Genomic DNA, 20,922 nt, shown 5'->3' on the forward strand with positions numbered 1-20,922 from the left:
TCATGGTTTCCTCTGCAGATCCACATAGCTGGCCGGCGGGCGACGCATCTCGATGCCGGCGTCATAGATGAGGTTCACGAGCTCGACGACCATGATGGCCGTCAGCCCCCAGATCCGGTACTCACCGTAGCGATAGGAAGGGATGTACCAGACGCCACCCTCATAATCGATCCGGTGGGTAACCTCGCGCACGTCCTGGCAGAAGAAATCCAACGGCACGGAAAAGACCGAGGCGATTTCGGCGTCATTGGCGCGGTATTCGACGTAGTCGGGCACGATGCCGACGAAAGGCGTGACGTGGATACCGTGAAGCGACACCAGACTGCTCAGGGGGCCGACGACTTCGACCATCCCCGGTGCCAAGCCCACCTCCTCTTCCGCCTCACGCAAAGCGGTTTGGATGAGATCCGCATCTTCGGGATCCCGGCGACCACCCGGAAACGCGACCTCCCCCCCGTGGGTCGACAGCCCGCTGGCGCGCAATGTCAGCACCAGCTCCGGCGAATCGCTTCGGGTGACGGGCATCAGCACCGCCGCCTCGGGCATTCGCGCCTCCGGCTCCAGGAGATGCGGAGCGTAATCGCGCACCCGTTGGAGAATCCTGTCCAGCATCGATCTACTCTGTTTGACTTTGCCGGGCATCATGGCACGAATCACCGAGGTGCCCAATACGCAGCCCGGCCGGGCGACACCGATACGCCATCGAACGTCGCAGACTGGCTTGAAAACTTCCCGAGCCGCAGCCACTCTCATGGTGGCCGCGGCTCGGCGACGACCGTCGAGTGCAGCATCGGAAAAAGGACGTGTGATGAAATTCTGTAGTCAGTGCGGCGGATCGGTCAGCGAGTTCGTGCCTGCGGGTGACAACCGCCCCCGATTCGTCTGCGACGCCTGCCAGACCGTTCACTATCTGAATCCGCGGATTGTCGCGGGCTGTCTACCTGTCTGGCACGATCAGGTCCTGCTTTGCCGCCGAGCGATCGAGCCGCGCCGCGGCTATTGGACGTTGCCGGCCGGCTTTATGGAAAACGGCGAGACCGTCCAGCAAGCCGCTGAGCGGGAAACGCTGGAAGAGGCGAATGCACGTGTCACCGGCTTGCAGCTTTACACGCTGTTCGACCTGCCGCATATCAATCAGGTTTACATGTTCTTTCGCGCGGAACTGCTCGATCAGGCCTATTGCGCAGGCGACGAGAGCCTGGAGGTCAGGTTGTTCGCGCAAACCGATATCCCTTGGTCAGAGCTGGCTTTCCCCACCATCGACCGTACCCTAGAATACTTTTTCGCCGACCGGGTCCAGCAGGCCTTCCCGGTACGAAACGAAGCCATGGGCGCAATGCGCGTGGCACGAAAACAGGCCTGATGTCGTAGTTTCAGGACGTGCCTCGATGCGCTGGCTGCTCGCTTTAGTCTGCTTTACTTTCACCACCCTTTCTCATGCCAACGCCGCCCCCGTATTCGACGATGCCTTTATCGACAAGGTGCTGGTGGTCAAGTCCGAGCGCAGGCTCCACTTGATCAGTCGTGGCGTGACGATGAAAAGCTACCGCGTCTCGCTCGGCAAGCAGCCGGGCCCCAAGGAGCGCGAAGGCGACCAGAGAACACCGGAAGGCTTCTACTGGATCGACTGGCGCAAGGCGTCGGAAAAATACAACTTGGCGATGCACATTTCCTATCCGAACGCGCAGGACCTCGCCCGCGCCAGCAAGACGGGCGACCGGCCCGGCAGCATGATCATGCTGCACGGCACACCGCTCGACGAAGAGTATCCCGAGTGGTTCTTCCATACCCTGGACTGGACCGAAGGGTGCATCGCGCTGAAGAACGATGACATGCGCGAAATCTGGGGCCTGGTTAAAAACGGCACCCTGATCGAGATTCGCCCCTGACCGTCTTTTTTGCACGCGCGCCCTGCGAAGGGTAACGTTCGCCTCACTACCCGTTACCCCGGCTGCCTATGAACGACGCCTCGTCCGACGAATTACTTCACCTCGATAACCAGCTCTGTTTCGCGCTCTATTCCGCCTCCCTGCAGATGACCAAGGCCTACAAGCCACTGCTGCAGGAAATCGGGCTGACCTACCCGCAGTATCTGGCAATGCTGGCCCTTTGGGAGCACGACGGGCAAACCGTCGGTGAAATCAGCGCGCGCCTGCTTACGGAACCTGGCTCTCTGACGCCTTTGCTCAAGCGGCTGGAAGCCGAGGGACTGCTCAACCGTATTCGCAGCAAGCAAGATGAACGTGTCGTTGAGCTGCATCTGACCCCAGAAGGGAAAGCCCTCAAGCAGCGTGCCTCTGCCTTCCCTGGCTGCATGCTCGAATGCACCGGCCAATCAGCCGAAGCGTTACGCAACTTGCATGCGCAATTGGTAGCGCTGCGCAACGCCCTAACCCAGACACGTTGATGCAGTCCCGTGGCCAACCGACTGAACGCCATATCGAAATTTATCTTGCGCGATAAATAACATGGCGATAACTTAACCCAACCCTTTCCAGACATGAGGACCGCCCCATGCAAACCATCAAAGCCCTGTATACCGCGACCGCTACAGCCACCGGCGGCCGCGACGGCCGTGCACGTTCATCTGACGGTCTACTGGACGTCAAACTGTCCACCCCACGCGAACTCGGTGGTGCGGGAGGCGAAGGCACCAACCCCGAGTAGATGTTCGCGGCCGGCTATTCGGCCTGCTTCATCGGCGCGCTGAAATTCACTGCGCAACAACGCAAAGTCACCCTGCCGAACGATCTGTCGGTTACCGGCAAGGTCGGCATCGGGCAAATTCCGGGCGGTTTCGGTTTGGAAGTCGAGTTAACGATCCAGCTTCCAGGCCTGGAACAGGCACAAGCCGAGCAACTGGTAGAAGCGGCGCACCAGGTATGCCCCTACTCCAATGCGACCCGCGGCAATATCGACGTGCGCTTGAGCGTCAGCGTCTGATCGAGGCAGAAACAAAAAACCCCGAGCCACCTTCGTGACCCGGGGTTCTGTGTGCTGGATGCGTTAGAACTGCATATCGGACAGCCGCCACACCTCGAACGCTGGCGTCTCGTAGGGGTGCGCACCCTTGAGCGCCCTCACGCAATCGTGGATCGCTTCGTCCGCAACGACGAGCTCTATTTTCCACTCGGGCATCATCTGCACATGACCTTGCTGCCCCACGAATGGCTGGCTTCCCTCCAGCGGACGGAACTGTCCGTGGCCCAGCACCTGCCAGCAGCAGTTGTCATACGCACCGATGCGCCCAGCACCCGCTGCAAAAACCGCTTTCTTGACAGCGTCCAGATGGCTTTCCGGAACATAGAAACACAGTTTGTACATCAGCCTCTCCGTACAGATACAGGCGGACCGGACAACGGCTAAAGCCCCGCCAATGGCTTAGGTGTTCATCAGACGCAGCCCGTATGGCTTGGTTCAGCGACAGGCTGACAGCCCTCCAAATACGAAAAAAAGCTCGGAACGACAGGCGCTCCGAGCTTCATCCGTCACCTCAATACTCAGTCGACCCAGACCCGAGCATTGCGGAACATCCTCATCCAACCACCATCCTCTTTCCAGTCATCCGGGCGCCAGGAGTTCGTCACTGCCCGGAATACGCGCTCAGGGTGCGGCATCATGATGGTCACCCGGCCGTCACGTGTCGTCAGTCCTGTGATGCCGCGCGGTGAGCCGCCCGGGTTGAACGGGTAGCGCTCGGTCACCTTGCCGTGGTTGTCGACATAACGCAGCGCGACGGTGCCAGACAGGTCAGCCTCGAGCAGTGCTTCCTCGCTCTCGAACTCCGAATGCCCTTCGCCGTGAGCGATAGCGATCGGCAGCCGGGAGCCTGCCATACCTTGCAGGAAGATGGACGGCGAATCCTGCACTTGCACCATGGCGACGCGTGCCTCGAACTGCTCGGAGCGGTTGCGTACGAAGTGTGGCCAGGACTCGCTGCCCGGCACCAGCTCGTGCAGGTTGGAAAGCATCTGGCAGCCGTTGCACACGCCAAGCGCGAAGCTGTCCTTACGCTCGAAGAAGGCACTGAAATCGTCACGGGCCTTGGTATTGAACAGGATGGACTTGGCCCACCCCTCGCCGGCCCCCAGCACGTCGCCGTACGAGAAGCCTCCGCAAGCGACGAGCCCTTTGAAGCGCTCCAGGCTGATCCGCCCCGAAAGGATATCGCTCATGTGAACATCGACCGCGGCAAAGCCAGCGCGGTCGAACGCCGCCGCCATTTCGGTCTGACCGTTGACGCCCTGCTCGCGCAGGATCGCCACCTCTGGTCGCACGCCGCGCTTGATGTAGGGCGCTGCGATGTCTTCGTTGACATCGAAGCCGAGGCTGACGCTCAGCCCCGGATTGTCTTCTTCAAGGAGCGCATCGAACTCCTGATCGGCGCAGTCCGCGTTATCACGCAAGCGCTGAATTCGATAGCTGGTTTCGGACCACTGGCGCTGCAGCAGGCGACGATCACCGCTGAACACGTCCTGCCCCTCGAACCGAATCGCCACGTGCCCGTTGTTCACCGGCTTGCCGACCACCGAAACGCAGTCGCCAAGCCCAGCGGCACTGAACTGCGCCAGCACCACCTCGGTATCGCCCTGGCGCACCTGGATCAGCGCACCGAGCTCTTCGTTGAACAACGCAGCCGGGATATCGGCGGCATGATCGACCAGGGCTTCGAGGTTCAGGTCCAGGCCACAATGACCGGCAAAAGCCATCTCGAGCGCCGTGGTAAGCAAGCCGCCATCGGACCGATCGTGATAGGCGAGCAGCAGGCCATCGGCATTTAGACCCTGGACGACCGCGAAAAACGCTTGCAAGTCCTCGGCATCGTCCACGTCAGGCGCGGTACGGCCCAAGCGGCCATACACCTGCGCCAGGATGGACCCGCCGATCCGATTCTGCCCACGCCCCAGGTCAATAAGGATCAGGTCGGTCTCGCCCTTGTCCAGGCGCAGTTGCGGAGTGAGCGTTTTGCGCACGTCCACCACCGGCGCGAAGCCGGACACAACCAGCGACAGCGGCGAGGTCACGCTCTTGTCCGCACCCTCCTCGCTCCAGCGCGTCTTCATGGACATCGAGTCCTTGCCCACCGGAATGGTGATGCCCAGCGCGGGGCATAGCTCCATGCCCACGGCACGAACAGTGTCGTACAGCCGCGCGTCTTCGCCCGGATGGCCGGCAGCGGCCATCCAGTTAGCCGAGAGCTTGATGTCGGAGAGTTTGTCGATGTTTGCCGCGGCCAGGTTGGTCAGGGTTTCGCCGATCGCCATGCGGCCCGACGCGGGCGCGTCGAGCAGCGCAACCGGGGTGCGCTCACCCATCGCCATGGCTTCACCGGTGTAAACATCAAAGCTCGTAGTGGTCACTGCACAATCCGCGACCGGCACCTGCCAGGGGCCGACCATCTGGTCACGCGCGACCATGCCGGTGATGCTGCGGTCACCGATAGTGATCAGGAAGCTTTTGCTCGCCACGGCCGGGTGGTGCAGGACACGCTCAATGGCGTCAGCCAAGTCCACCTGCTCGGCGGCGAAGTCATCACCCAGCTCGGCTTCGCGAGTCGCACTGCGATGCATGCGAGGGGCTTTGCCGAGCAGTACGTTGAGGGGCATATCCACCGGGTTGTTGCCGAAATGGCTGTCAGCAACCGTCAGATGCGGCTCGGCGGTAGCCTCACCAACCACTGCGAAGGGGCAACGCTCCCGGCGACAGATTTCCTCGAAACGAGCCAGATCGGCCGCATCAACGGACAGCACGTAGCGTTCCTGGGATTCGTTGCACCAGATTTCCAGCGGCGCCATGCCCGGCTCATCGTTGGGCACCTGACGCAGCTCGAAACGGCCGCCCCGGCCGCCATCGTTGACCAATTCAGGGAAGGCGTTGGACAAGCCGCCGGCGCCCACATCGTGAATGAACTTGATCGGGTTCTTTTCGCCGAGCTGCCAGCAACGATCGATAACTTCCTGGCATCGACGTTCCATCTCGGGGTTGTCGCGCTGCACGGAGGCAAAATCCAGATCCGCCGAGCTGCTGCCAGTCGCCATCGACGAGGCCGCGCCGCCGCCAAGGCCAATGAGCATCGCAGGGCCGCCGAGCACGATCAGCTTGCCCCCTACGGAAATCTCGCCCTTCTGTACGTGATCTTCACGGATGTTACCCATGCCGCCTGCCAGCATGATCGGCTTGTGGTAGCCCCGCACTTCCTCACCACGCGGCGTAGCGATCGCCTGCTCGAAGGTGCGGAAATAGCCATTCAGCGCCGGCCGGCCGAATTCGTTGTTGAACGCCGCACCACCCAGCGGGCCCTCGATCATGATGTCCAGCGGCGTGACGATACGCTCGGGCTTGCCGTAAGGGACTTCCCAAGGCTGCTCGAAACCCGGGATGTTGAGGTTCGACACGGTAAAACCGGTCAGGCCAGCCTTGGGCTTGGCGCCGCGGCCAGTCGCTCCCTCGTCGCGGATCTCACCGCCCGAGCCGGTGGCGGCGCCTGGGAACGGCGCGATGGCGGTCGGGTGGTTGTGGGTCTCCACCTTCATCAAGATATGCACGGGCTGCTGGTTGGCCGCGTACTCGCCGGTTTCAGAATTGGGGTAAAAACGGCCGGCGCGATGGCCGACAATAACCGCCGCGTTGTCCTTGTACGCCGACAGCACACCTTCGCCATGCATCTGGTAGGTGTTTTTAATCATGCCGAACAGCGACTTTTCCTGGCTCTCGCCATTGATGTCCCAGCTGGCGTTGAAGATCTTGTGTCGGCAGTGCTCGGAGTTGGCCTGGGCGAACATCATCAACTCGATGTCATGCGGGTTGCGACCCAGCCCGGTAAAACTGGTTACGAGGTAATCGATCTCGTCTTCAGCCAGCGCCAGGCCAAGCTCAGCGTTGGCTTTCTCCAGCGCGGCGCGCCCGCCACCCAGTACATCCACAGCCTGCAGCGGCTTGGGCTGGGCGTGGCTGAACAGCGGCTCGGCCGCCTCGAAACGGTCGAGCACCGCCTGCGTCATGCGATCGTGCAGGCTGGCAGCGACCGCGGCGGCATCCGCATCGGACAGCTCACCGGCAATGTAATAGGCGATTCCGCGCTCCAAACGCTGAATCTTGGCGAGACCGCAATTGCGTGCAATATCGCTGGCCTTGCTCGACCAGGGCGAAATGGTGCCGAACCGGGGAATAACCAGAAACAGACGCCCACTGGGCTCCTGCACGGGAACGCTCGGCCCGTACTCGAGCAACCGGCCAAGTACCTGCTGTTCATCCGCGCTCAGGGCGCCGGTGACGTCTGCGAAATGGGCGAACTCGGCGTACAGCCCGCTCACAGCGGGGACCTTTTCGGTCAATTGCGCCAGGAGCTTACCGTGACGGAAGGCGGAAAGAGCGGGAGCGCCGCGCAGGATCAACATCGTCGGAACAGCCTCGGAAAGGGGGAGCAGTCGGGCCGCGTATTCTAGCCCATGACGACGTTCGAGGCTAAGGGAAGGCGAAAGCTGCGGCAGCTGGAAGCCAGCTCAGCGCCGCAACGAACAAATGCACCCCTGGAACTGCAGGGCATGGGTTCCGACGACCCATGCCCCGAACGCAAGGCGCTGGCAAAAAGCAGATCCTCGCGCCCGCTTTGGCGCCACTACCTCAATGCAGGATCTGGCTGAGGAAAAGCTTGGTGCGCTCGTTGGTGGGGTTGGTGAAGAACACCTCCGGGTCGGCCTCTTCGACGATCTCCCCCTTGTCCATGAAGATCACCCGGTCGGCGACAGTGCGCGCAAAACCCATCTCATGGGTCACACAAAGCATGGTCATGCCGCTTTCGGCCAACCCGACCATGGTATCGAGCACTTCCTTGACCATTTCCGGATCCAGGGCCGAGGTGGGCTCGTCGAACAGCATGATCTTGGGCTTCATACACAACGCCCGCGCGATGGCGACCCGCTGCTGCTGGCCACCAGAGAGCTGCCCCGGGTATTTGTCTGCCTGCTCTGGAATGCGCACGCGTTCGAGGTAGTGCATCGCAATTTCCTCAGCCTGGCGGCGCGGCATCTTGCGCACCCACATGGGGGCCAACGTGCAGTTTTGCAGAACGGTCAGGTGCGGAAACAGATTGAAGTGCTGAAACACCATGCCGACCTCGCTGCGGATCGCCTCGATCTGCTTGAGGTCGTTGGTCAGCTCGACGCCGTGGATCACGATACGCCCCTGCTGATGCTCCTCCAGCCGATTTAAACAGCGGATGGTCGTCGACTTGCCGGAACCGGACGGGCCACAGAGGACGATACGCTCGCCCTGGGTGACGTTCAGGTTGATGTCCTTGAGCACATGGAACTGGCCGTACCACTTGTGCACGCCCTGCATTTGGATGACGGCTTCGTCGGACTGGGCCGGGTGCTGCGGGTTGGAAGAAATGTCGTTCATGAGTGGCTCCTAGTGCCGATGGCCGGTGTCGAGCTTGCGCTCCAGATGCATGGAATAGCGCGACATGCCAAAACAGAAAATCCAGTAAACGAGCGCGGCGAAGACGTAACCCTCGGTCGACATGCCCAGCCAGGCAGGGTCCGAGGTGGCGCGCTTGATGCTATTGAGAAAGTCGAACAGGCCGATGATGATCACCAGGCTGGTGTCCTTGAACAGAGCGATGAACGTGTTGACGATCCCCGGGATCACCATCTTCAGCGCCTGCGGCAAGACCACCAGCACCATGCTGCGCCAATAGCCCAGGCCCATCGCCGCGGCAGCTTCGTACTGCCCCTTGGGAATCGCCTGCAGCCCGCCGCGTACCACCTCAGCGATGTAAGCGGCCTCGAAGAACACCACCATCACCATCGCCCGCATCAGCTTGTCGAGGTTCATCCCCTCGGGCAGGAACAGCGGCAACATGACCGATGACATGAACAGCACCGTGATCAGTGGCACGCCCCGCCAGAACTCGATGAAGGTGACGCACAGCACGCGGATTGCCGGCAAGTTCGAGCGTCGCCCCAGCGCCAGCAGGATGCCCAGCGGAAGAGCACCGGCGATGCCGACCGCCGCGATGACGATGGTCAGCATCAGCCCGCCCCATCGGCTCGTTGGGACTGTTTCCAGACCTAGGAAGCCACCGTGCAACAGCCAGAAGGCCAGCAGCGGGTAGATCAGCAGGAAGGCAATGCCATACCGTGCCTTGTGCGGCATTTGCCGCAGGAACAGCGGCGCTGCGCCGATGATTGCCAACCATGCCGTGGCATCAACGCGCCAACGCAGTTCCGGCGGGTAGTAGCCGTACATGAACTGGGCGAAACGAGTCTGTATGAAGACCCAGCATGCGCCCTCGCGTGTGCAGTCAGCGCGAGTGGTCCCGCTCCAGTCGGCTTTGATGATGGCCCACTCGATGATGGGCGGCACGACCAGCCAGATGAGGTACAACCCCAGCAGCGTCAGCAGCGTGTTGAGCCAACTCGAAAACAGATTGGCACGCATCCAGCCCAGAACGCCGATATTGGTCGACGGAGCTGGAAGGTCCGGTTTGAAAGTATGGGAAGTCATGCGCTCGTCCTTACCGCTCGATCAGCGCAATGCGCTTGTTGTACCAGTTCATCAACAGCGAAATGCTGATGCTGATTGCGAGGTACACGCTCATGGTAATAGCCATGGTTTCGATGGCCTGCCCGGTTTGGTTCAGCACCGTTCCGGCGAACAGCGACACCATGTCGGGATAGCCGATCGCGGCTGCCAGGGACGAGTTCTTCGCCAGATTCAGATACTGGCTGGTCAGCGGCGGAATAATCACCCGCAACGCCTGCGGGATGATCACCAGGCGCAACACGCGACCAGGACGCAGCCCCAGCGAAGCGGCCGCCTCCGTCTGGCCGTGGCTGACCGACTGGATGCCGGCACGCACGGTTTCACCGATGAACGCCGCGGTGTAGATCGACAACGCCAGGACAATCGAGACGAGTTCAGGGATGACGACCCAGCCGCCCCGTATATTGAAACGCTGCAGCTCTGGGATTTCCCACAGGAAAGGCGCGCCGAAGAACAGCGAGCATGCGCCCGGTATCGCAATGAACAGCGCCAGGCTCGCCCAGAACACCGGGAAGGATTCTCCCGTGGCATGGCGCCGGGCCCGCGCCCAGCGGTTGAGCGCGACGATTGCCACCAGCGCGACGAACAGCGCCACCCAGAACGACCAGAAGCCCTCTCCCGCGCTGGGTGCCGGCATCTGCACGCCGCGGTTGTTGATAAAGACCATGTCCCACAGGCTCAGGCTCTCCCGGGGGCCGGGTAAGGGGCTCAGCACCGCGAAGTACACGAAGAAAATCTGCAGCAGCGGCGGGATGTTGCGGAATATCTCGATATAGACCGTGGCGATTTGCCGGATCAGCCAGTTCGGCGACAGCCGCGCCACACCGAGGATGAAACCGATAATCGTGGCCAGGATGATTCCGACAACACTGACGAGCAACGTGTTAAGCAGCCCCACCCAAAATACGCGCCCATAGGAGTCGCTCTCCTGATAGTCGATCAGATGTTGGGGAATGCCGAAGCCGGCAGCGTTATCGAGAAAGCCGAAGCCTGAGTTGATGCCTCGGTTAGCGAGATTGGTCTGGGTGTTGTTGAACAGAAACCAGCCGATAGCTACGACTGTTATGACGGCAACGACCTGGAAAAACCAGGCACGCGCCTGCGGATCCGTGAGTAGCGAGCCGCGCGCTACCCCCGCTTTGGCGATGGTTCGCATCAAGAAACCTCATACGGCATCGCCGGCGCATAGGCACCGGCGAGGCTCATCCTTGAAACAGGGCCAGCCGCGATGGCCGACCCAGCTCGGTCAACGCACGGGAGGTGCGTATTGCAGACCGCCATTGGTCCAGAGCGCGTTCAGACCCCGTTCGATCTTCAGGTCGCTGCCGGAGCCAATGTTGCGTTCGAACATTTCGCCGTAGTTGCCAACTTGCTTGACGATCTGCACAGCCCAGTCCTTGGGTAGTTTCAGATCCTTGCCGTACTCACCCTCGGCGCCCAGCAAGCGGGCCACGTCGGGATTCTTGGTGCTCTTCGCGGTTTCCTCGACGTTCGCCGCCGTCACGCCCAGCTCCTCGGCGTTAACCATGGCCAACAGCGACCAGCGCACGATATCGAACCATTCTTCATCGCCCTGACGCACAGCCGGGCCAAGTGGCTCCTTGGAGATGACCTCCGGCAGCACGACGTAGTCGTCCGGCTTGGCCAGCTTGATACGCTGCGCGTACAGCTGGGACTGATCGGACGTGAGCACGTCGCAACGCCCGGATTCCAGCGACTTGGCGCTCTCGTCGGAGGTGTCATAAGTGATCGGCGTGTACTTGAGGTTGTTGGCGCGGAAGTAGTCGGAGAGGTTCAGCTCGGTGGTGGTTCCTGCCTGGATGCACACCGTTGCACCGTCGAGTTCCTTGGCGCTGGATACGCCCAGCGACTTGTTCACCAAGAAGCCCTGGCCGTCGTAATAGGTTACGCCAGTGAAGTTCAGGCCCATGGCCGCGTCACGCGAACTGGTCCACGTGGTGTTTCGAGACAGCATGTCCACTTCTCCGGATTGCAGCGCGGTGAAGCGCTCCTTTGCCGTCAGCGGACTGTACTTGACCTTGCTAGCGTCCCCAAAGACTGCCGCCGCTACCGCACGGCAGACATCCACGTCGATACCTTTGTATTCGCCCTTGGCATCGGTGTAGGAGAAGCCGGGCAGGCCATCACTGACGCCGCACTGCACAAACCCTTTGCTCTTGACCGCGTCGAGAGTCGCCCCCGCTTGTGCCAAGCCGCTGGTGCCTAAAATGGTGGCGGCACCAAGCACGGCCAGTGTGGTTTTAACCCTTATCATCGAAACCTCCAGTTTGCTTTTATTCTGCTGGGTCTGGCCTTCCTGCCTGGATCGCAGGCTGCCCGCCCGACAGGAATCGAGCGAAGCGGCGGAAGACCAGCCCTGAGTCTAGCTGCCGATTGGTTATCGGCAACTTTCCCAGCACGCTGGCATGCGGGCTTGCCGAAGCCATCGACGCGCTGGGTGGAACCAGACAAAGCAAGCGGCGTACCACATTTGCCAAGAACGACGGTAGATACAGCTGGGCGCTTCATACCGAATGCTCGCCCGGGTAACCTCACGTCTATCACGCACACCGTCTACTTCGCGCGCCCCAACATGGCGCGCACACCTCATACGGAGCCCCAAAATGAGCGATCCATTGATCATCGAACCCGCAAGCGCCCCCGATTCCTGCGTCATCTGGCTGCACGGGCTTGGAGCGGACCGTTACGATTTCCTCCCGGTTGCAGAGCTTTTGCAGCAGCGATTGGTTAACACCCGTTTCGTTCTGCCACAGGCACCGACCCGAGCGGTAACCATAAACGGTGGCTGGGCCATGCCGAGCTGGTACGACATCATGGCCATGAGCCCAGCGCGCGCGATCGACCAAGCTCAGCTCGAGCAGTCGGCCCAAACCGTGATCGACCTGATCGAAGCGCAGCGCAATGCAGGCATCGATCCAAAGCGCATCCTGCTGGCTGGGTTCTCCCAAGGCGGCGCGGTCGTCTATCACACCGCTTTCCTTCGCTGGGCTGGCCCGCTCGGGGGCGTCATTGCGTTGTCGACCTACGCGCCGACCTTTGCCACCGACCTGCAGCTGTCCCCGACGCATGCCGGCCGGCGGGTATTGAGCCTGCACGGCTCGCAGGACGAGGTCGTACCCAACGCCATGGGGCGCGCGGCTTACGACTGCCTGCTAGCTAACGAGGTACAGGCCGAATGGAAGGAATACCCGATGGGCCACGAGGTTCTGCCCGAGGAAATCCGCGACATCGGCGACTGGCTTGCCGCAAGGCTCGGTTAGAGTGCCGGTGGAAAATGTGACGGCGCACGCCTGCTCGATCGCCTGAGACCGGCTACGCTTGCGATTCAGGTGCATAGGCCGAAACGTTCGTCGTCCGGCCATCGCCTTTCTAGGTCACGGAGCGATATCGACATCATGACGACACCACCCGAACCGAGTGCTGGGTCATGAAGCTTGCGCCGTGGAGAGCCGAGCTGGGCCACCTAGAGCGGATCCATCTGTTGAAAGGCGTCGATGAACCATGCTTGCGCCTATTGCAAGAAGTCTTCGAAGCCTGCCTGGTCGATACGGGCGATGTTCTGTTGTCGCCGCACGAGCACAACCACCACCTTTATCTCGTATTGAACGGTCGCCTCGGCGTCCACCTCGATTCGCTGGACGGCCATCAGGTACGCGCCATCGAGGCCGGGGACTGCGCCGGTGAGATCAGCTTCATGGACGACCTGCCGCCCTCGGCCTACGTCGTCGCGCTGGAGCCCACTACGGTGCTGCGCCTGCATCGTCGGTCCATCGAGCTACTCACGCGCTCGCCGCAACTGATGCAGAACCTGGCTCAACTGCTCTGCCAGCGTGTACGCCTGAGCGACCGGCTGATCATCAATAGCGAGCAGAATGCCAATGTCGACACCCTCACCGGCTCGTTCAACCGGCGCTGGCTTGAGCACATCTACAGCCGCGAAAGCACCCGCTGCGCGTTCAACTTCCAACCCCTGTCGCTGCTGATGCTGGACGTCGACAATTTCAAGGAATACAACGACCGGCATGGCCACCTGGCGGGAGACCATGCGCTTTGCCTCGTCGTCGACACCCTAACCAAGCAGTTGCGCCCCGCCGACAGCCTGGTGCGATACGGCGGCGAAGAGTTCGTCATCCTGCTTCCGGATATGGCCCTTGCCGATGCGCGTAATGTTGGCGAACGGCTTCGTTCAAGCCTCGAGCAGGTCAGTACCTTCCCGTCGCCTATCGGCACGCTGCCTGGGGTCACCATCTCGATCGGCGTCGCACCCATGCAGCCGAGCGATAGCCTCGACGCGCTGATCCAAATCGCAGACAGTGCGCTGTACCAGGCCAAGGCAGGCGGGCGAAACCGCGTCTGCGGCTAAGCCGCCGCTGCTATCGTCAGCGCTCAGCGCAATGCTTCGCCGTATGTGCTTATTGCATTACACTGCCCGGCGGACCTTCGACATTAATAGATGAGACGACCGTGCTCAAAGCACTCAAGAACATGTTCGGCAAAGGCAAGACAGCCGACCAACCAGAACAGCCCCTGCAGCCGGTTCAAGACGCGCATGCCCAGGCAATCGAGGCCGAGCCCGAGGTAGCCGAGCCTGCGAGCGAGGCACAAGCGCCGTCCAGGCCGCGCCGGCAGAAAAACCGTAAACCCGCGGTACCGCCCGTGGCGCCTTGGAAAATCGAAGATTTCGCCGTGGAACCTGCCGAAGGCAAAACGCGGTTTCACGACTTCAACTTGGCCCCGGACCTGATGCATGCCATCCATGACCTGGGGTTTCCCTACTGCACGCCAATTCAAGCGCAGGTGCTGGGCTTCACGCTCAAGGGCCGCGATGCCATCGGCCGTGCGCAGACCGGGACCGGCAAGACGGCGGCCTTTCTTATCTCGACCATTACCCAGCTGCTGCAGACGCCGCCACCCAGCGACCGCTACATGGGCGAGCCGCGCGCGCTGATCATCGCACCGACCCGTGAGCTCGTCGTCCAGATCGCCAAGGACGCGGAGAACCTGACCAAGTACACCGGGCTCAACGTCATGAACTTCGTTGGCGGGATGGACTTCGACAAGCAGCTCAAGGCGCTCGAGTCCCGCTACTGCGACATTCTAGTGGCCACCCCGGGCCGCCTGCTGGACTTCCACCAGCGTGGCGAAGTTCATCTGGACATGGTCGAGGTTCTGGTGCTCGACGAAGCCGACCGCATGCTCGACATGGGCTTCATCCCGCAGGTGCGCCAGATCATCCGACAGACCCCGCCTAAGAGTGAGCGCCAGACGCTGCTGTTCTCTGCCACCTTCACCGACGACGTGATGAACCTCGCCAAGCAGTGGACGACCGACCCGGCCATCGTCGAAATCGAAGCCGAACATGTCGCCAGCGATACCGTCGAACAACACGTTTACGCCGTGGCAGGCAGCGACAAGTACAAGCTGCTCTACAACCTCATCACTCGTAACGACTGGACGCGCGTAATGGTCTTCGCCAACCGCAAGGACGAAGTACGCCGCATCGAGGAACGGTTGACCCGTGACGGTATCAGCGCAGTACAGATGTCCGGCGACGTTCCGCAACACAAACGCATCCGTGCGCTGGAAGGCTTTCGAGAGGGGAAGATCAGGGTCATGGTCGCGACCGACGTGGCCGGCCGCGGCATCCATGTCGACGGTATCAGTCACGTCATCAACTTCACCCTGCCGGAAGTGCCGGACGATTACGTCCACCGTATTGGCCGTACCGGCCGCGCCGGCGCGAGCGGCACGTCAATCAGCTTCGCCGGCGAAGATGACGCCTTCGCGCTGCCAGCCATCGAAGCGCTGCTTGGGCGAAAGATCAGTTGCGAGATGCCTCCGGCCGAGTTGCTAGCGCCCGTTCCACCGCGCCGTTGAACGGCAAAAAAAGCGAAGCCTGGCAGCTTCGCTTTTTTTGCACTTCCTGCCTGCTCCACTGATCGGGGTCATGCCGCACTTGGGCAAAGCGCCTAAAGTGACATGAGTACCGGTGGCAGGAGGTCGGCACATGAACACTACCCACCTGATGTTGCTGCTCATCTTGACCAGCTTCGTGCTGATGGGCACGGGCTTCAACTTCCGCGAGCGGAACTGGGGCGTTGCCCTGCTGGCGCTCGGCATCATGTCGATGCCGTCCACGCTGCTCTACAAACTTCAGATCGCCTTCGGTTGATCAGCGCTTCCAGCGCTGCGCGGCATCCTGATCGCTGCTGCGACCCTCAACCCAGCGTGGGCCAGACGGCGTCTGCTCTTTTTTCCAGAACGGCGCGCGTGTCTTCAGATAGTCCATGACGAAACGGCACCCATCGAACGCTGCCTCGCGATGCGCACTTGCCGCAGCGACGAAGACGATCGGTTCGCCCGGTTCGAGCATGCCGACACGGTGCAGGATGTCTAGCCTGAGCAGTGGCCAGCGTTCATTGGCCTCATCGATGATCTTCTGCAGCGCCTTCTCGGTCATGCCCGGCGCATGCTCGAGAAACATGCCCGCGACATCCTCGCCATCGTTGAAATCGCGCACATAGCCAACGAACCCAGCCACAGCGCCGACTCCGTGATTGGCAGAATGCATGGCATTAAGTTCAGCCCCAGGATCAAAGGGATCCTCCTGGATGCGTACGCCCATGGTCAGCCCCCGGTCACGGTTGGAAAGAACGCAATCTCGTCGCCATCGACCACTGGCTCCTGCACATCGCAGAGTTCCTGGTTACGCGCGCACATCAGGTTCTGCTCGGCGAGCACCGACCATTCGCCACCGCGCGCCACCAATCGCTGACGGACATCGTCGAGCCGGCGCAGCGACGGATCCCACTCCAGCGCCTCGCCGTCGCTGCCGAGCGCTTCCCGATAGCGGGCGAAATATTGAATCGAGATCATGCACGCACCTGCCAATGTCCGCTTTTGCCGCCCACCTTTTCTAGCAGGCGAACCGACTCGATCACCATGCCCTTGTCGACGGCCTTGCACATGTCATAGATGGTCAAGGCTGCGATGCTCGCCGCTGTCAGCGCTTCCATTTCCACACCGGTCTGACCGGCCAGCTTGCACCTCGCCTCGATACGCACACAATCGGCGCCTTCGGCCTGCAGGTCCAGTTTGATGCTGGTGAGCATCAGTGGATGACACAGCGGGATGAGGTCATGGGTTTTTTTCGCCGCCTGGATGCCGGCGATGCGGGCCACGGCGAACACGTCGCCCTTGGGGTGGCCGCCCTCCTGAATCATCTGCAGCGTTTCAGGCTGCATACGAACCCTGGCTTCGGCCACCGCCTCACGGGCCGTGACGGCCTTGGCGGTGACGTCGATCATATTGGCGCGCCCCTGGGAATCGAGATGGGTGAGCATGGAAGGCTCCTTGAAAATCGAAGGAGCGATGTTAACCCAGCCGGACGCTGGAAGCCCTCGATCTCAGCCCAGGGTCCCAGCGTGTGGCCTGCTGCGCTACATATGCGCTTCGGCGTACTCGGCGAGCACTGAACGCGGCACGCCTTGCAGCGTGATGTGCATGCCGTGCGGAAAGTCCTTGAAGCGCTCGGTCAGGTAGGTCAGGCCCGAACTGGTTGCCGACAGATAAGGCGTGTCGATCTGCGCCAGATTGCCGAGGCATACCACCTTCGAGCCGTTGCCCGCACGGGTGATGATGGTCTTCATCTGGTGCGGCGTCAGGTTCTGGCATTCGTCGATGAGAATCAGGCTCTGCTGGAAGCTGCGCCCGCGGATGTAGTTCAGCGATTTGAACTGCAGGGGCACCTTCTGCAGGATGTAGTCGACGCTGCCGTGCGTGCTTTCATCATCCATGTGCAGCGCTTCGAGGTTATCGGTGATCGCGCCGAGCCAGGGCTCCATCTTCTCGGCCTCGGTACCCGGCAGAAAGCCGATGTCTTCGTCGAGCCCCTGCACGCTGCGCGTGGCGATGATGCGGCGGTAGCGCTTGCTGACTACGGTCTGTTCGATCGCAGCAGCCAGCGCCAGGATGGTCTTGCCTGAACCCGCGGCGCCCGAGAGATTCACCAAGTGGATGTCTGGATCCAGCAGGGCAAACAACGCGAGTGCCTGGTGAATGTCGCGCGGGCGCAAGCCCCAGGCTTCCTGATGCAGCAACGGCTCCTGGTGCATATCGAGCAGCAGCAACTCGTCGGCCTTAATGCCCTTGATCCAACCAACGAAGCCCTGCTCGTCCAGGATGAACTCGTTGACATGGACTGCCGGCAAGTTGTCGATCAGTTGAACGCGGTGCCAGGTGCGACCATGTCCCTGGTGGGTGTCGACCTTGCTCACGCGATCCCAGAAGGAACCGGTCAGGCTGTGGTAACCCCGCGACAGTTGACCCACATCATCGACCAACTTGTCGGTCTGGTAATCCTCGGCGGCGACACCGCACGCCCGGGCTTTCAGGCGCATGTTGATATCGTTGGTAACGAGTACCACCGGGACGCCGCCGCTGCGACGTTGCAGGTCGACGACCTGGTTGATGATTTTGTTGTCGTTCAGGTCTTCCGGTAATGCACTGGAATCGGCGCCCTTGCTCATCAGGATCGACAAGCTCCCGCACGGTCCGCTCTTTTCCCTCTGGATCGGTACGCCGAGCTCTACTTCCTCGGGCGTGGCGTTGCCCAGCACCTTGTCGATCAGGCGGATAGCCTGGCGACACTCGGCCGCCACCGAATGTTTGCCGGTCTTGAGCTGGTCGAGCTCTTCAAGAACGGTCATTGGGATGGCGACTTGATGCTCCTGGAAGTTCAGCAACGCGTTGGGGTCGTGGATCAGGACGTTGGTATCGAGAACATAGAGGGTGGGCTGAGTAGCGCGGGGTCTGCCGTAGTCATCCATACGCGATCACCTTTTCGGAGCCTGCCGACGGAGAGCCGAATGCGCTCCGCCGAAGAGAAACCGCCGTGCGCCGAGGTGAGCGGACTTGAGTGGCAGCGGATTGGGGCCACCCAGAGGCCGCCACCTGAGGTGCAGGTTCCGGCGGTCTTGATTCGGTAATACCGCAAAACAGATGACAGGAAAAAGTCTTTTTCAGCCAGATGAGATTTTTTTTACAGCGCGACGAATAGGCCTTGGCGACCACTTGGCAGCCGACTAGGCTGACGGATCAACCCGGTGCGCCTTTTCGCACCGATTCACCTCGGCGGTCACGTGTACCAACTCCGGCATACCTGCCAGCACTGCCTTGTAATGGTCCGGCGCGTGCGGCTCGTGAGTCACCACGCTGACAATGCAGCTGTACTGCGCCCGCCCTACCCTCCATAGGTGTAGATCGGTCACCTCCGTGTCGTGAACGGCCTCGAGACGCTGACGAACGCGCTCGACGATCGGATCGTCCATCTCCCGGTCCAGCAACGCTTTGGCGGTATCACGCAACAGGCCCTTGGCCCACACCAGAATCACCAGTGCGCCGATGATGCCCATCAGCGGGTCCAGCCAGCCCCAGCCCAGATACTTGCCGCCAAGCAGGGCGGCGATCGCTGCGACGGACGTAAAAGCGTCGGTCAGAACATGGATGAAGGCTGCGTGACGGTTGAGATCCCGCCCATGGGCTGAACCCGAGTCGTGGTCGTGGTCGTGGTCGTGGTCGTGGTGATCATGCGCAGCGTGTCCATGATCATGTCCGTGTTCGTCCCGGAGCAACCAGGCCGAGGCCAGGTTGACCAGTAGACCTAACGCCGCGACCCACAAGGCTTCATCGAAACCAATTGTCGCTGGCGCCCATAGTCGCGACACCGACTCGCCGATCATCATCAGCGCCACCAACACCAGCAGCACGGCACTGGAGAACCCGGCAAGCACCTCGATCTTCCATGTTCCAAAAGCAAATCGTCGATCGCTGGCATAGCGCCGCGCGAGCGCATAAGCGAATGCCGCCATGCCAATGGCGACCATGTGAGATGCCATGTGCCAGCCATCGGCCAACAGCGCCATGGAGTTGAACAGGTAGCCCGCAACGATCTCTGCCACCATGGTCACACCGGTCAGCGCAACCACCGCCCAAGTACGCCGTTCCGCCCGGCGCTCCAGCGGCCGGTAATGATGGGAAGGTGCCCAGCTCGAATGGTCACAATCAGTCATGAAGCACTCCGTTTAGTTGCATCTAGCTTGCGCGTTGTACCAGGGCAGCCGTCAACCCTGGCTCAATCGACACCATAGCTGGAGCCGTAGAGGTCATAGCGCCTAGAATCGTCGCTCTTGCAAGGAGACCGACGCATGCTGATGGTGATTTCGCCGGCCAAGACCCTGAATTACGACACCCCGCCCACCACCCACCGCTTTACCCAGCCCGAGCATCTCGACGATGCTCAGGTTCTCATCGAGCAGCTTCGCGACATGACGCCTGCCCAGATCGGCGAACTGATGCACCTGTCCGACAAGCTTGCCGCGCTCAACGTCGCACGCTACGGCAGCTGGACGCCCTCGTTCACGCAGGACAACGCCAAGCAGGCCCTGCTCGCCTTCAAGGGCGACGTCTACACCGGCCTCAACGCTAACGACTTCAGCGAAGTGGACTTCGACTTCGCACAGAAGCACCTGCGGATGCTCTCCGGGCTCTATGGTGTGCTGCGCCCGCTTGATCTCATGCAGCCTTACCGGCTCGAGATGGGCACGAAGCTGGCCAATCCTCGTGGCAAGGACCTCTACGCCTTTTGGGGCGAGCGTATCAGCGAATGGCTCAACCAGGCCCTGCTCGAACAAGGTGACGATGTGCTGCTGAACCTGGCGTCGAACGAGTATTTCGGAGCGGTGAAGCGCAGTGCCTTGTCGGCGCGCGTGATCGACGTCGATTTCAAGGACCTGAAGAACGGCCAGTACAAGATCATCTCGTTTTATGCGAAGAAAGCACGCGGACTCATGACGCGCTTCGTGATCAAGGAGCGCATCGAACGCCCGGACCAATTGCTCGCGTTCGACTATGACGGTTATCGCTACAGCCCCGAGCAATCCCGAGCGGACCACCTTGTGTTCCTGCGAGACGCTCCGGCCTGATCGTCGTACCCGCCTGCTCGCGCCGCCCGGCGCGGGCAATCTCTCCGTCCTCCCCACCTGCAGCCCGGCCACCTTCATTTGAGTGACCCGTTTCCCGTCCCCATTCATCTTGCCGATCAGCGGTAAGCCTCTAGGGAACTATCCCACCGCCTTCGGGTTCATAAGCGCGTATCGACATTGCGGACGCAAAGGGACGTCGCTCATGAGCATGCCAAGGGATCGGAAACACCGGCCAGACAGCCATCCCGTCCGGGTAGCACGGTCTCTGGCCACCCGAATCGAACGCAGCAGGATATCGACCCAAACCATCGCCCAGGGGTGTTGCGGCGCCAGATGCGCAGCGATCACACCGGGCCGCGCCATTCACCTCGAC

General features: G+C 61.3%; 20 protein-coding genes and 1 pseudogene. 9 read left to right on the forward strand and 12 right to left on the reverse strand.

Going from position 1 to position 20,922, the window contains the following annotated elements:
• On the reverse strand, positions 1–612 hold the full coding sequence (locus KXR72_RS10090; protein WP_437420973.1) for a CoA pyrophosphatase: 612 nt from the start codon (positions 610–612) through the stop codon (positions 1–3).
• A 196-nt stretch (positions 613–808) separates the two neighbouring features.
• On the opposite strand from KXR72_RS10090, the gene KXR72_RS10095 reads away from it, so the two are divergent.
• The 4 genes and pseudogenes from KXR72_RS10095 (at position 809) to KXR72_RS10110 (ending at position 2,943) form a co-directional block, all read left to right on the forward strand.
• Entirely contained in the window at positions 809–1,363 is a 555-nt protein-coding gene (locus tag KXR72_RS10095; protein ID WP_437421333.1) for an NUDIX hydrolase, read from the forward strand.
• A gap of 25 nt (positions 1,364–1,388) precedes the next feature.
• Positions 1,389–1,889, forward strand: coding sequence for a L,D-transpeptidase family protein (locus KXR72_RS10100; RefSeq protein WP_437420974.1), 501 nt, complete (start codon positions 1,389–1,391; stop codon positions 1,887–1,889).
• A 68-nt stretch (positions 1,890–1,957) separates the two neighbouring features.
• Positions 1,958–2,407, forward strand: coding sequence for a MarR family winged helix-turn-helix transcriptional regulator (locus KXR72_RS10105; RefSeq protein WP_437420975.1), 450 nt, complete (start codon positions 1,958–1,960; stop codon positions 2,405–2,407).
• A gap of 107 nt (positions 2,408–2,514) precedes the next feature.
• Positions 2,515–2,943: pseudogene (locus KXR72_RS10110) on the forward strand (organic hydroperoxide resistance protein).
• 63 nt (positions 2,944–3,006) lie between these two features.
• Here the strand turns inward: KXR72_RS10110 and KXR72_RS10115 are convergent.
• The 6 genes from KXR72_RS10115 to KXR72_RS10140 form a co-directional block, all read right to left on the reverse strand.
• Entirely contained in the window at positions 3,007–3,324 is a 318-nt protein-coding gene (locus tag KXR72_RS10115) for an NGG1p interacting factor NIF3 (RefSeq protein WP_437420976.1), read from the reverse strand.
• 176 nt (positions 3,325–3,500) lie between these two features.
• Positions 3,501–7,397, reverse strand: coding sequence for a phosphoribosylformylglycinamidine synthase (gene purL, locus KXR72_RS10120; protein ID WP_437420977.1), 3,897 nt, complete (start codon positions 7,395–7,397; stop codon positions 3,501–3,503).
• A gap of 226 nt (positions 7,398–7,623) precedes the next feature.
• Positions 7,624–8,400 carry an amino acid ABC transporter ATP-binding protein gene (locus KXR72_RS10125; protein ID WP_437420978.1) on the reverse strand — a complete coding sequence of 259 codons (777 nt, stop codon included), beginning with the start codon at positions 8,398–8,400 and terminating at the stop codon, positions 7,624–7,626.
• 9 nt (positions 8,401–8,409) lie between these two features.
• Entirely contained in the window at positions 8,410–9,507 is a 1,098-nt protein-coding gene (locus KXR72_RS10130; RefSeq protein ID WP_437420979.1) for an amino acid ABC transporter permease, read from the reverse strand.
• 10 nt (positions 9,508–9,517) lie between these two features.
• Positions 9,518–10,702 carry an amino acid ABC transporter permease gene (locus KXR72_RS10135; protein WP_437420980.1) on the reverse strand — a complete coding sequence of 395 codons (1,185 nt, stop codon included), beginning with the start codon at positions 10,700–10,702 and terminating at the stop codon, positions 9,518–9,520.
• Between the two features lie 90 nt (positions 10,703–10,792).
• Positions 10,793–11,821 carry an amino acid ABC transporter substrate-binding protein gene (locus KXR72_RS10140; RefSeq protein ID WP_437420981.1) on the reverse strand — a complete coding sequence of 343 codons (1,029 nt, stop codon included), beginning with the start codon at positions 11,819–11,821 and terminating at the stop codon, positions 10,793–10,795.
• A 349-nt stretch (positions 11,822–12,170) separates the two neighbouring features.
• Between KXR72_RS10140 and KXR72_RS10145 the strand changes: the two genes are divergently transcribed.
• The 4 genes from KXR72_RS10145 (at position 12,171) to KXR72_RS10160 (ending at position 15,739) form a co-directional block, all read left to right on the forward strand.
• Positions 12,171–12,827, forward strand: coding sequence for an alpha/beta hydrolase (locus KXR72_RS10145; RefSeq protein ID WP_437420982.1), 657 nt, complete (start codon positions 12,171–12,173; stop codon positions 12,825–12,827).
• A gap of 167 nt (positions 12,828–12,994) precedes the next feature.
• Complete coding sequence (locus KXR72_RS10150; RefSeq protein WP_437420983.1) at positions 12,995–13,930, forward strand: GGDEF domain-containing protein; 936 nt, start codon at positions 12,995–12,997, stop codon at positions 13,928–13,930.
• Between the two features lie 101 nt (positions 13,931–14,031).
• Complete coding sequence (gene rhlB, locus KXR72_RS10155) at positions 14,032–15,444, forward strand: ATP-dependent RNA helicase RhlB (RefSeq protein ID WP_437420984.1); 1,413 nt, start codon at positions 14,032–14,034, stop codon at positions 15,442–15,444.
• A 130-nt stretch (positions 15,445–15,574) separates the two neighbouring features.
• Positions 15,575–15,739 carry a hypothetical protein gene (locus tag KXR72_RS10160; RefSeq protein WP_437420985.1) on the forward strand — a complete coding sequence of 55 codons (165 nt, stop codon included), beginning with the start codon at positions 15,575–15,577 and terminating at the stop codon, positions 15,737–15,739.
• Here the strand turns inward: KXR72_RS10160 and moaE are convergent, their stop codons facing one another.
• The 5 genes from moaE to dmeF form a co-directional block, all read right to left on the reverse strand.
• Positions 15,740–16,192 carry a molybdopterin synthase catalytic subunit MoaE gene (gene moaE, locus KXR72_RS10165; protein ID WP_437420986.1) on the reverse strand — a complete coding sequence of 151 codons (453 nt, stop codon included), beginning with the start codon at positions 16,190–16,192 and terminating at the stop codon, positions 15,740–15,742.
• Positions 16,193–16,194: 2 nt separating this feature from the next.
• Complete coding sequence (locus KXR72_RS10170) at positions 16,195–16,443, reverse strand: MoaD/ThiS family protein (protein ID WP_437420987.1); 249 nt, start codon at positions 16,441–16,443, stop codon at positions 16,195–16,197.
• The gene (moaC, locus tag KXR72_RS10175; RefSeq protein ID WP_437420988.1) at positions 16,440–16,910 is read right to left on the reverse strand and encodes a cyclic pyranopterin monophosphate synthase MoaC; all 471 of its coding nucleotides are present in this window, start codon (positions 16,908–16,910) and stop codon (positions 16,440–16,442) included. The genes KXR72_RS10170 and moaC overlap by 4 nt, the downstream gene beginning before the upstream one ends.
• 96 nt (positions 16,911–17,006) lie before the next feature.
• The gene (locus KXR72_RS10180) at positions 17,007–18,395 is read right to left on the reverse strand and encodes a PhoH family protein (RefSeq protein WP_437420989.1); all 1,389 of its coding nucleotides are present in this window, start codon (positions 18,393–18,395) and stop codon (positions 17,007–17,009) included.
• A gap of 255 nt (positions 18,396–18,650) precedes the next feature.
• On the reverse strand, positions 18,651–19,637 hold the full coding sequence (gene dmeF, locus KXR72_RS10185) for a CDF family Co(II)/Ni(II) efflux transporter DmeF (RefSeq protein ID WP_437420990.1): 987 nt from the start codon (positions 19,635–19,637) through the stop codon (positions 18,651–18,653).
• A gap of 135 nt (positions 19,638–19,772) precedes the next feature.
• Between dmeF and yaaA the strand changes: the two genes are divergently transcribed.
• Positions 19,773–20,549 (forward strand): peroxide stress protein YaaA, encoded by a 777-nt coding sequence (gene yaaA, locus KXR72_RS10190; RefSeq protein WP_437420991.1) that lies wholly within the window; start codon positions 19,773–19,775, stop codon positions 20,547–20,549.
• The last annotated feature ends 373 nt before the right edge of the window (positions 20,550–20,922 follow it).

It is taken from the genome of Stutzerimonas chloritidismutans (assembly GCF_051486945.1).
GTDB lineage: Bacteria > Pseudomonadota > Gammaproteobacteria > Pseudomonadales > Pseudomonadaceae > Stutzerimonas > Stutzerimonas chloritidismutans_B.

Excerpts from the sequence above, each read along its gene's own strand:
- KXR72_RS10090 (WP_437420973.1), bottom strand. The coding sequence starts at position 612 with ATGCTGGACAGGATTCTCCAACGGGTGCGCGATTACGCTCCGCATCTC.
- KXR72_RS10095 (WP_437421333.1), top strand. The coding sequence starts at position 809 with ATGAAATTCTGTAGTCAGTGCGGCGGATCGGTCAGCGAGTTCGTGCCT.
- KXR72_RS10100 (WP_437420974.1), top strand. The coding sequence starts at position 1,389 with ATGCGCTGGCTGCTCGCTTTAGTCTGCTTTACTTTCACCACCCTTTCT.
- KXR72_RS10105 (WP_437420975.1), top strand. The coding sequence starts at position 1,958 with ATGAACGACGCCTCGTCCGACGAATTACTTCACCTCGATAACCAGCTC.
- KXR72_RS10115 (WP_437420976.1), bottom strand. The coding sequence starts at position 3,324 with ATGTACAAACTGTGTTTCTATGTTCCGGAAAGCCATCTGGACGCTGTC.
- purL (WP_437420977.1), bottom strand. The coding sequence starts at position 7,397 with ATGTTGATCCTGCGCGGCGCTCCCGCTCTTTCCGCCTTCCGTCACGGT.
- KXR72_RS10125 (WP_437420978.1), bottom strand. The coding sequence starts at position 8,400 with ATGAACGACATTTCTTCCAACCCGCAGCACCCGGCCCAGTCCGACGAA.
- KXR72_RS10130 (WP_437420979.1), bottom strand. The coding sequence starts at position 9,507 with ATGACTTCCCATACTTTCAAACCGGACCTTCCAGCTCCGTCGACCAAT.
- KXR72_RS10135 (WP_437420980.1), bottom strand. The coding sequence starts at position 10,702 with ATGCGAACCATCGCCAAAGCGGGGGTAGCGCGCGGCTCGCTACTCACG.
- KXR72_RS10140 (WP_437420981.1), bottom strand. The coding sequence starts at position 11,821 with ATGATAAGGGTTAAAACCACACTGGCCGTGCTTGGTGCCGCCACCATT.
- KXR72_RS10145 (WP_437420982.1), top strand. The coding sequence starts at position 12,171 with ATGAGCGATCCATTGATCATCGAACCCGCAAGCGCCCCCGATTCCTGC.
- KXR72_RS10150 (WP_437420983.1), top strand. The coding sequence starts at position 12,995 with ATGAAGCTTGCGCCGTGGAGAGCCGAGCTGGGCCACCTAGAGCGGATC.
- KXR72_RS10160 (WP_437420985.1), top strand. The coding sequence starts at position 15,575 with ATGAACACTACCCACCTGATGTTGCTGCTCATCTTGACCAGCTTCGTG.
- moaE (WP_437420986.1), bottom strand. The coding sequence starts at position 16,192 with ATGGGCGTACGCATCCAGGAGGATCCCTTTGATCCTGGGGCTGAACTT.
- KXR72_RS10170 (WP_437420987.1), bottom strand. The coding sequence starts at position 16,443 with ATGATCTCGATTCAATATTTCGCCCGCTATCGGGAAGCGCTCGGCAGC.
- moaC (WP_437420988.1), bottom strand. The coding sequence starts at position 16,910 with ATGCTCACCCATCTCGATTCCCAGGGGCGCGCCAATATGATCGACGTC.
- KXR72_RS10180 (WP_437420989.1), bottom strand. The coding sequence starts at position 18,395 with ATGGATGACTACGGCAGACCCCGCGCTACTCAGCCCACCCTCTATGTT.
- dmeF (WP_437420990.1), bottom strand. The coding sequence starts at position 19,637 with ATGACTGATTGTGACCATTCGAGCTGGGCACCTTCCCATCATTACCGG.
- yaaA (WP_437420991.1), top strand. The coding sequence starts at position 19,773 with ATGCTGATGGTGATTTCGCCGGCCAAGACCCTGAATTACGACACCCCG.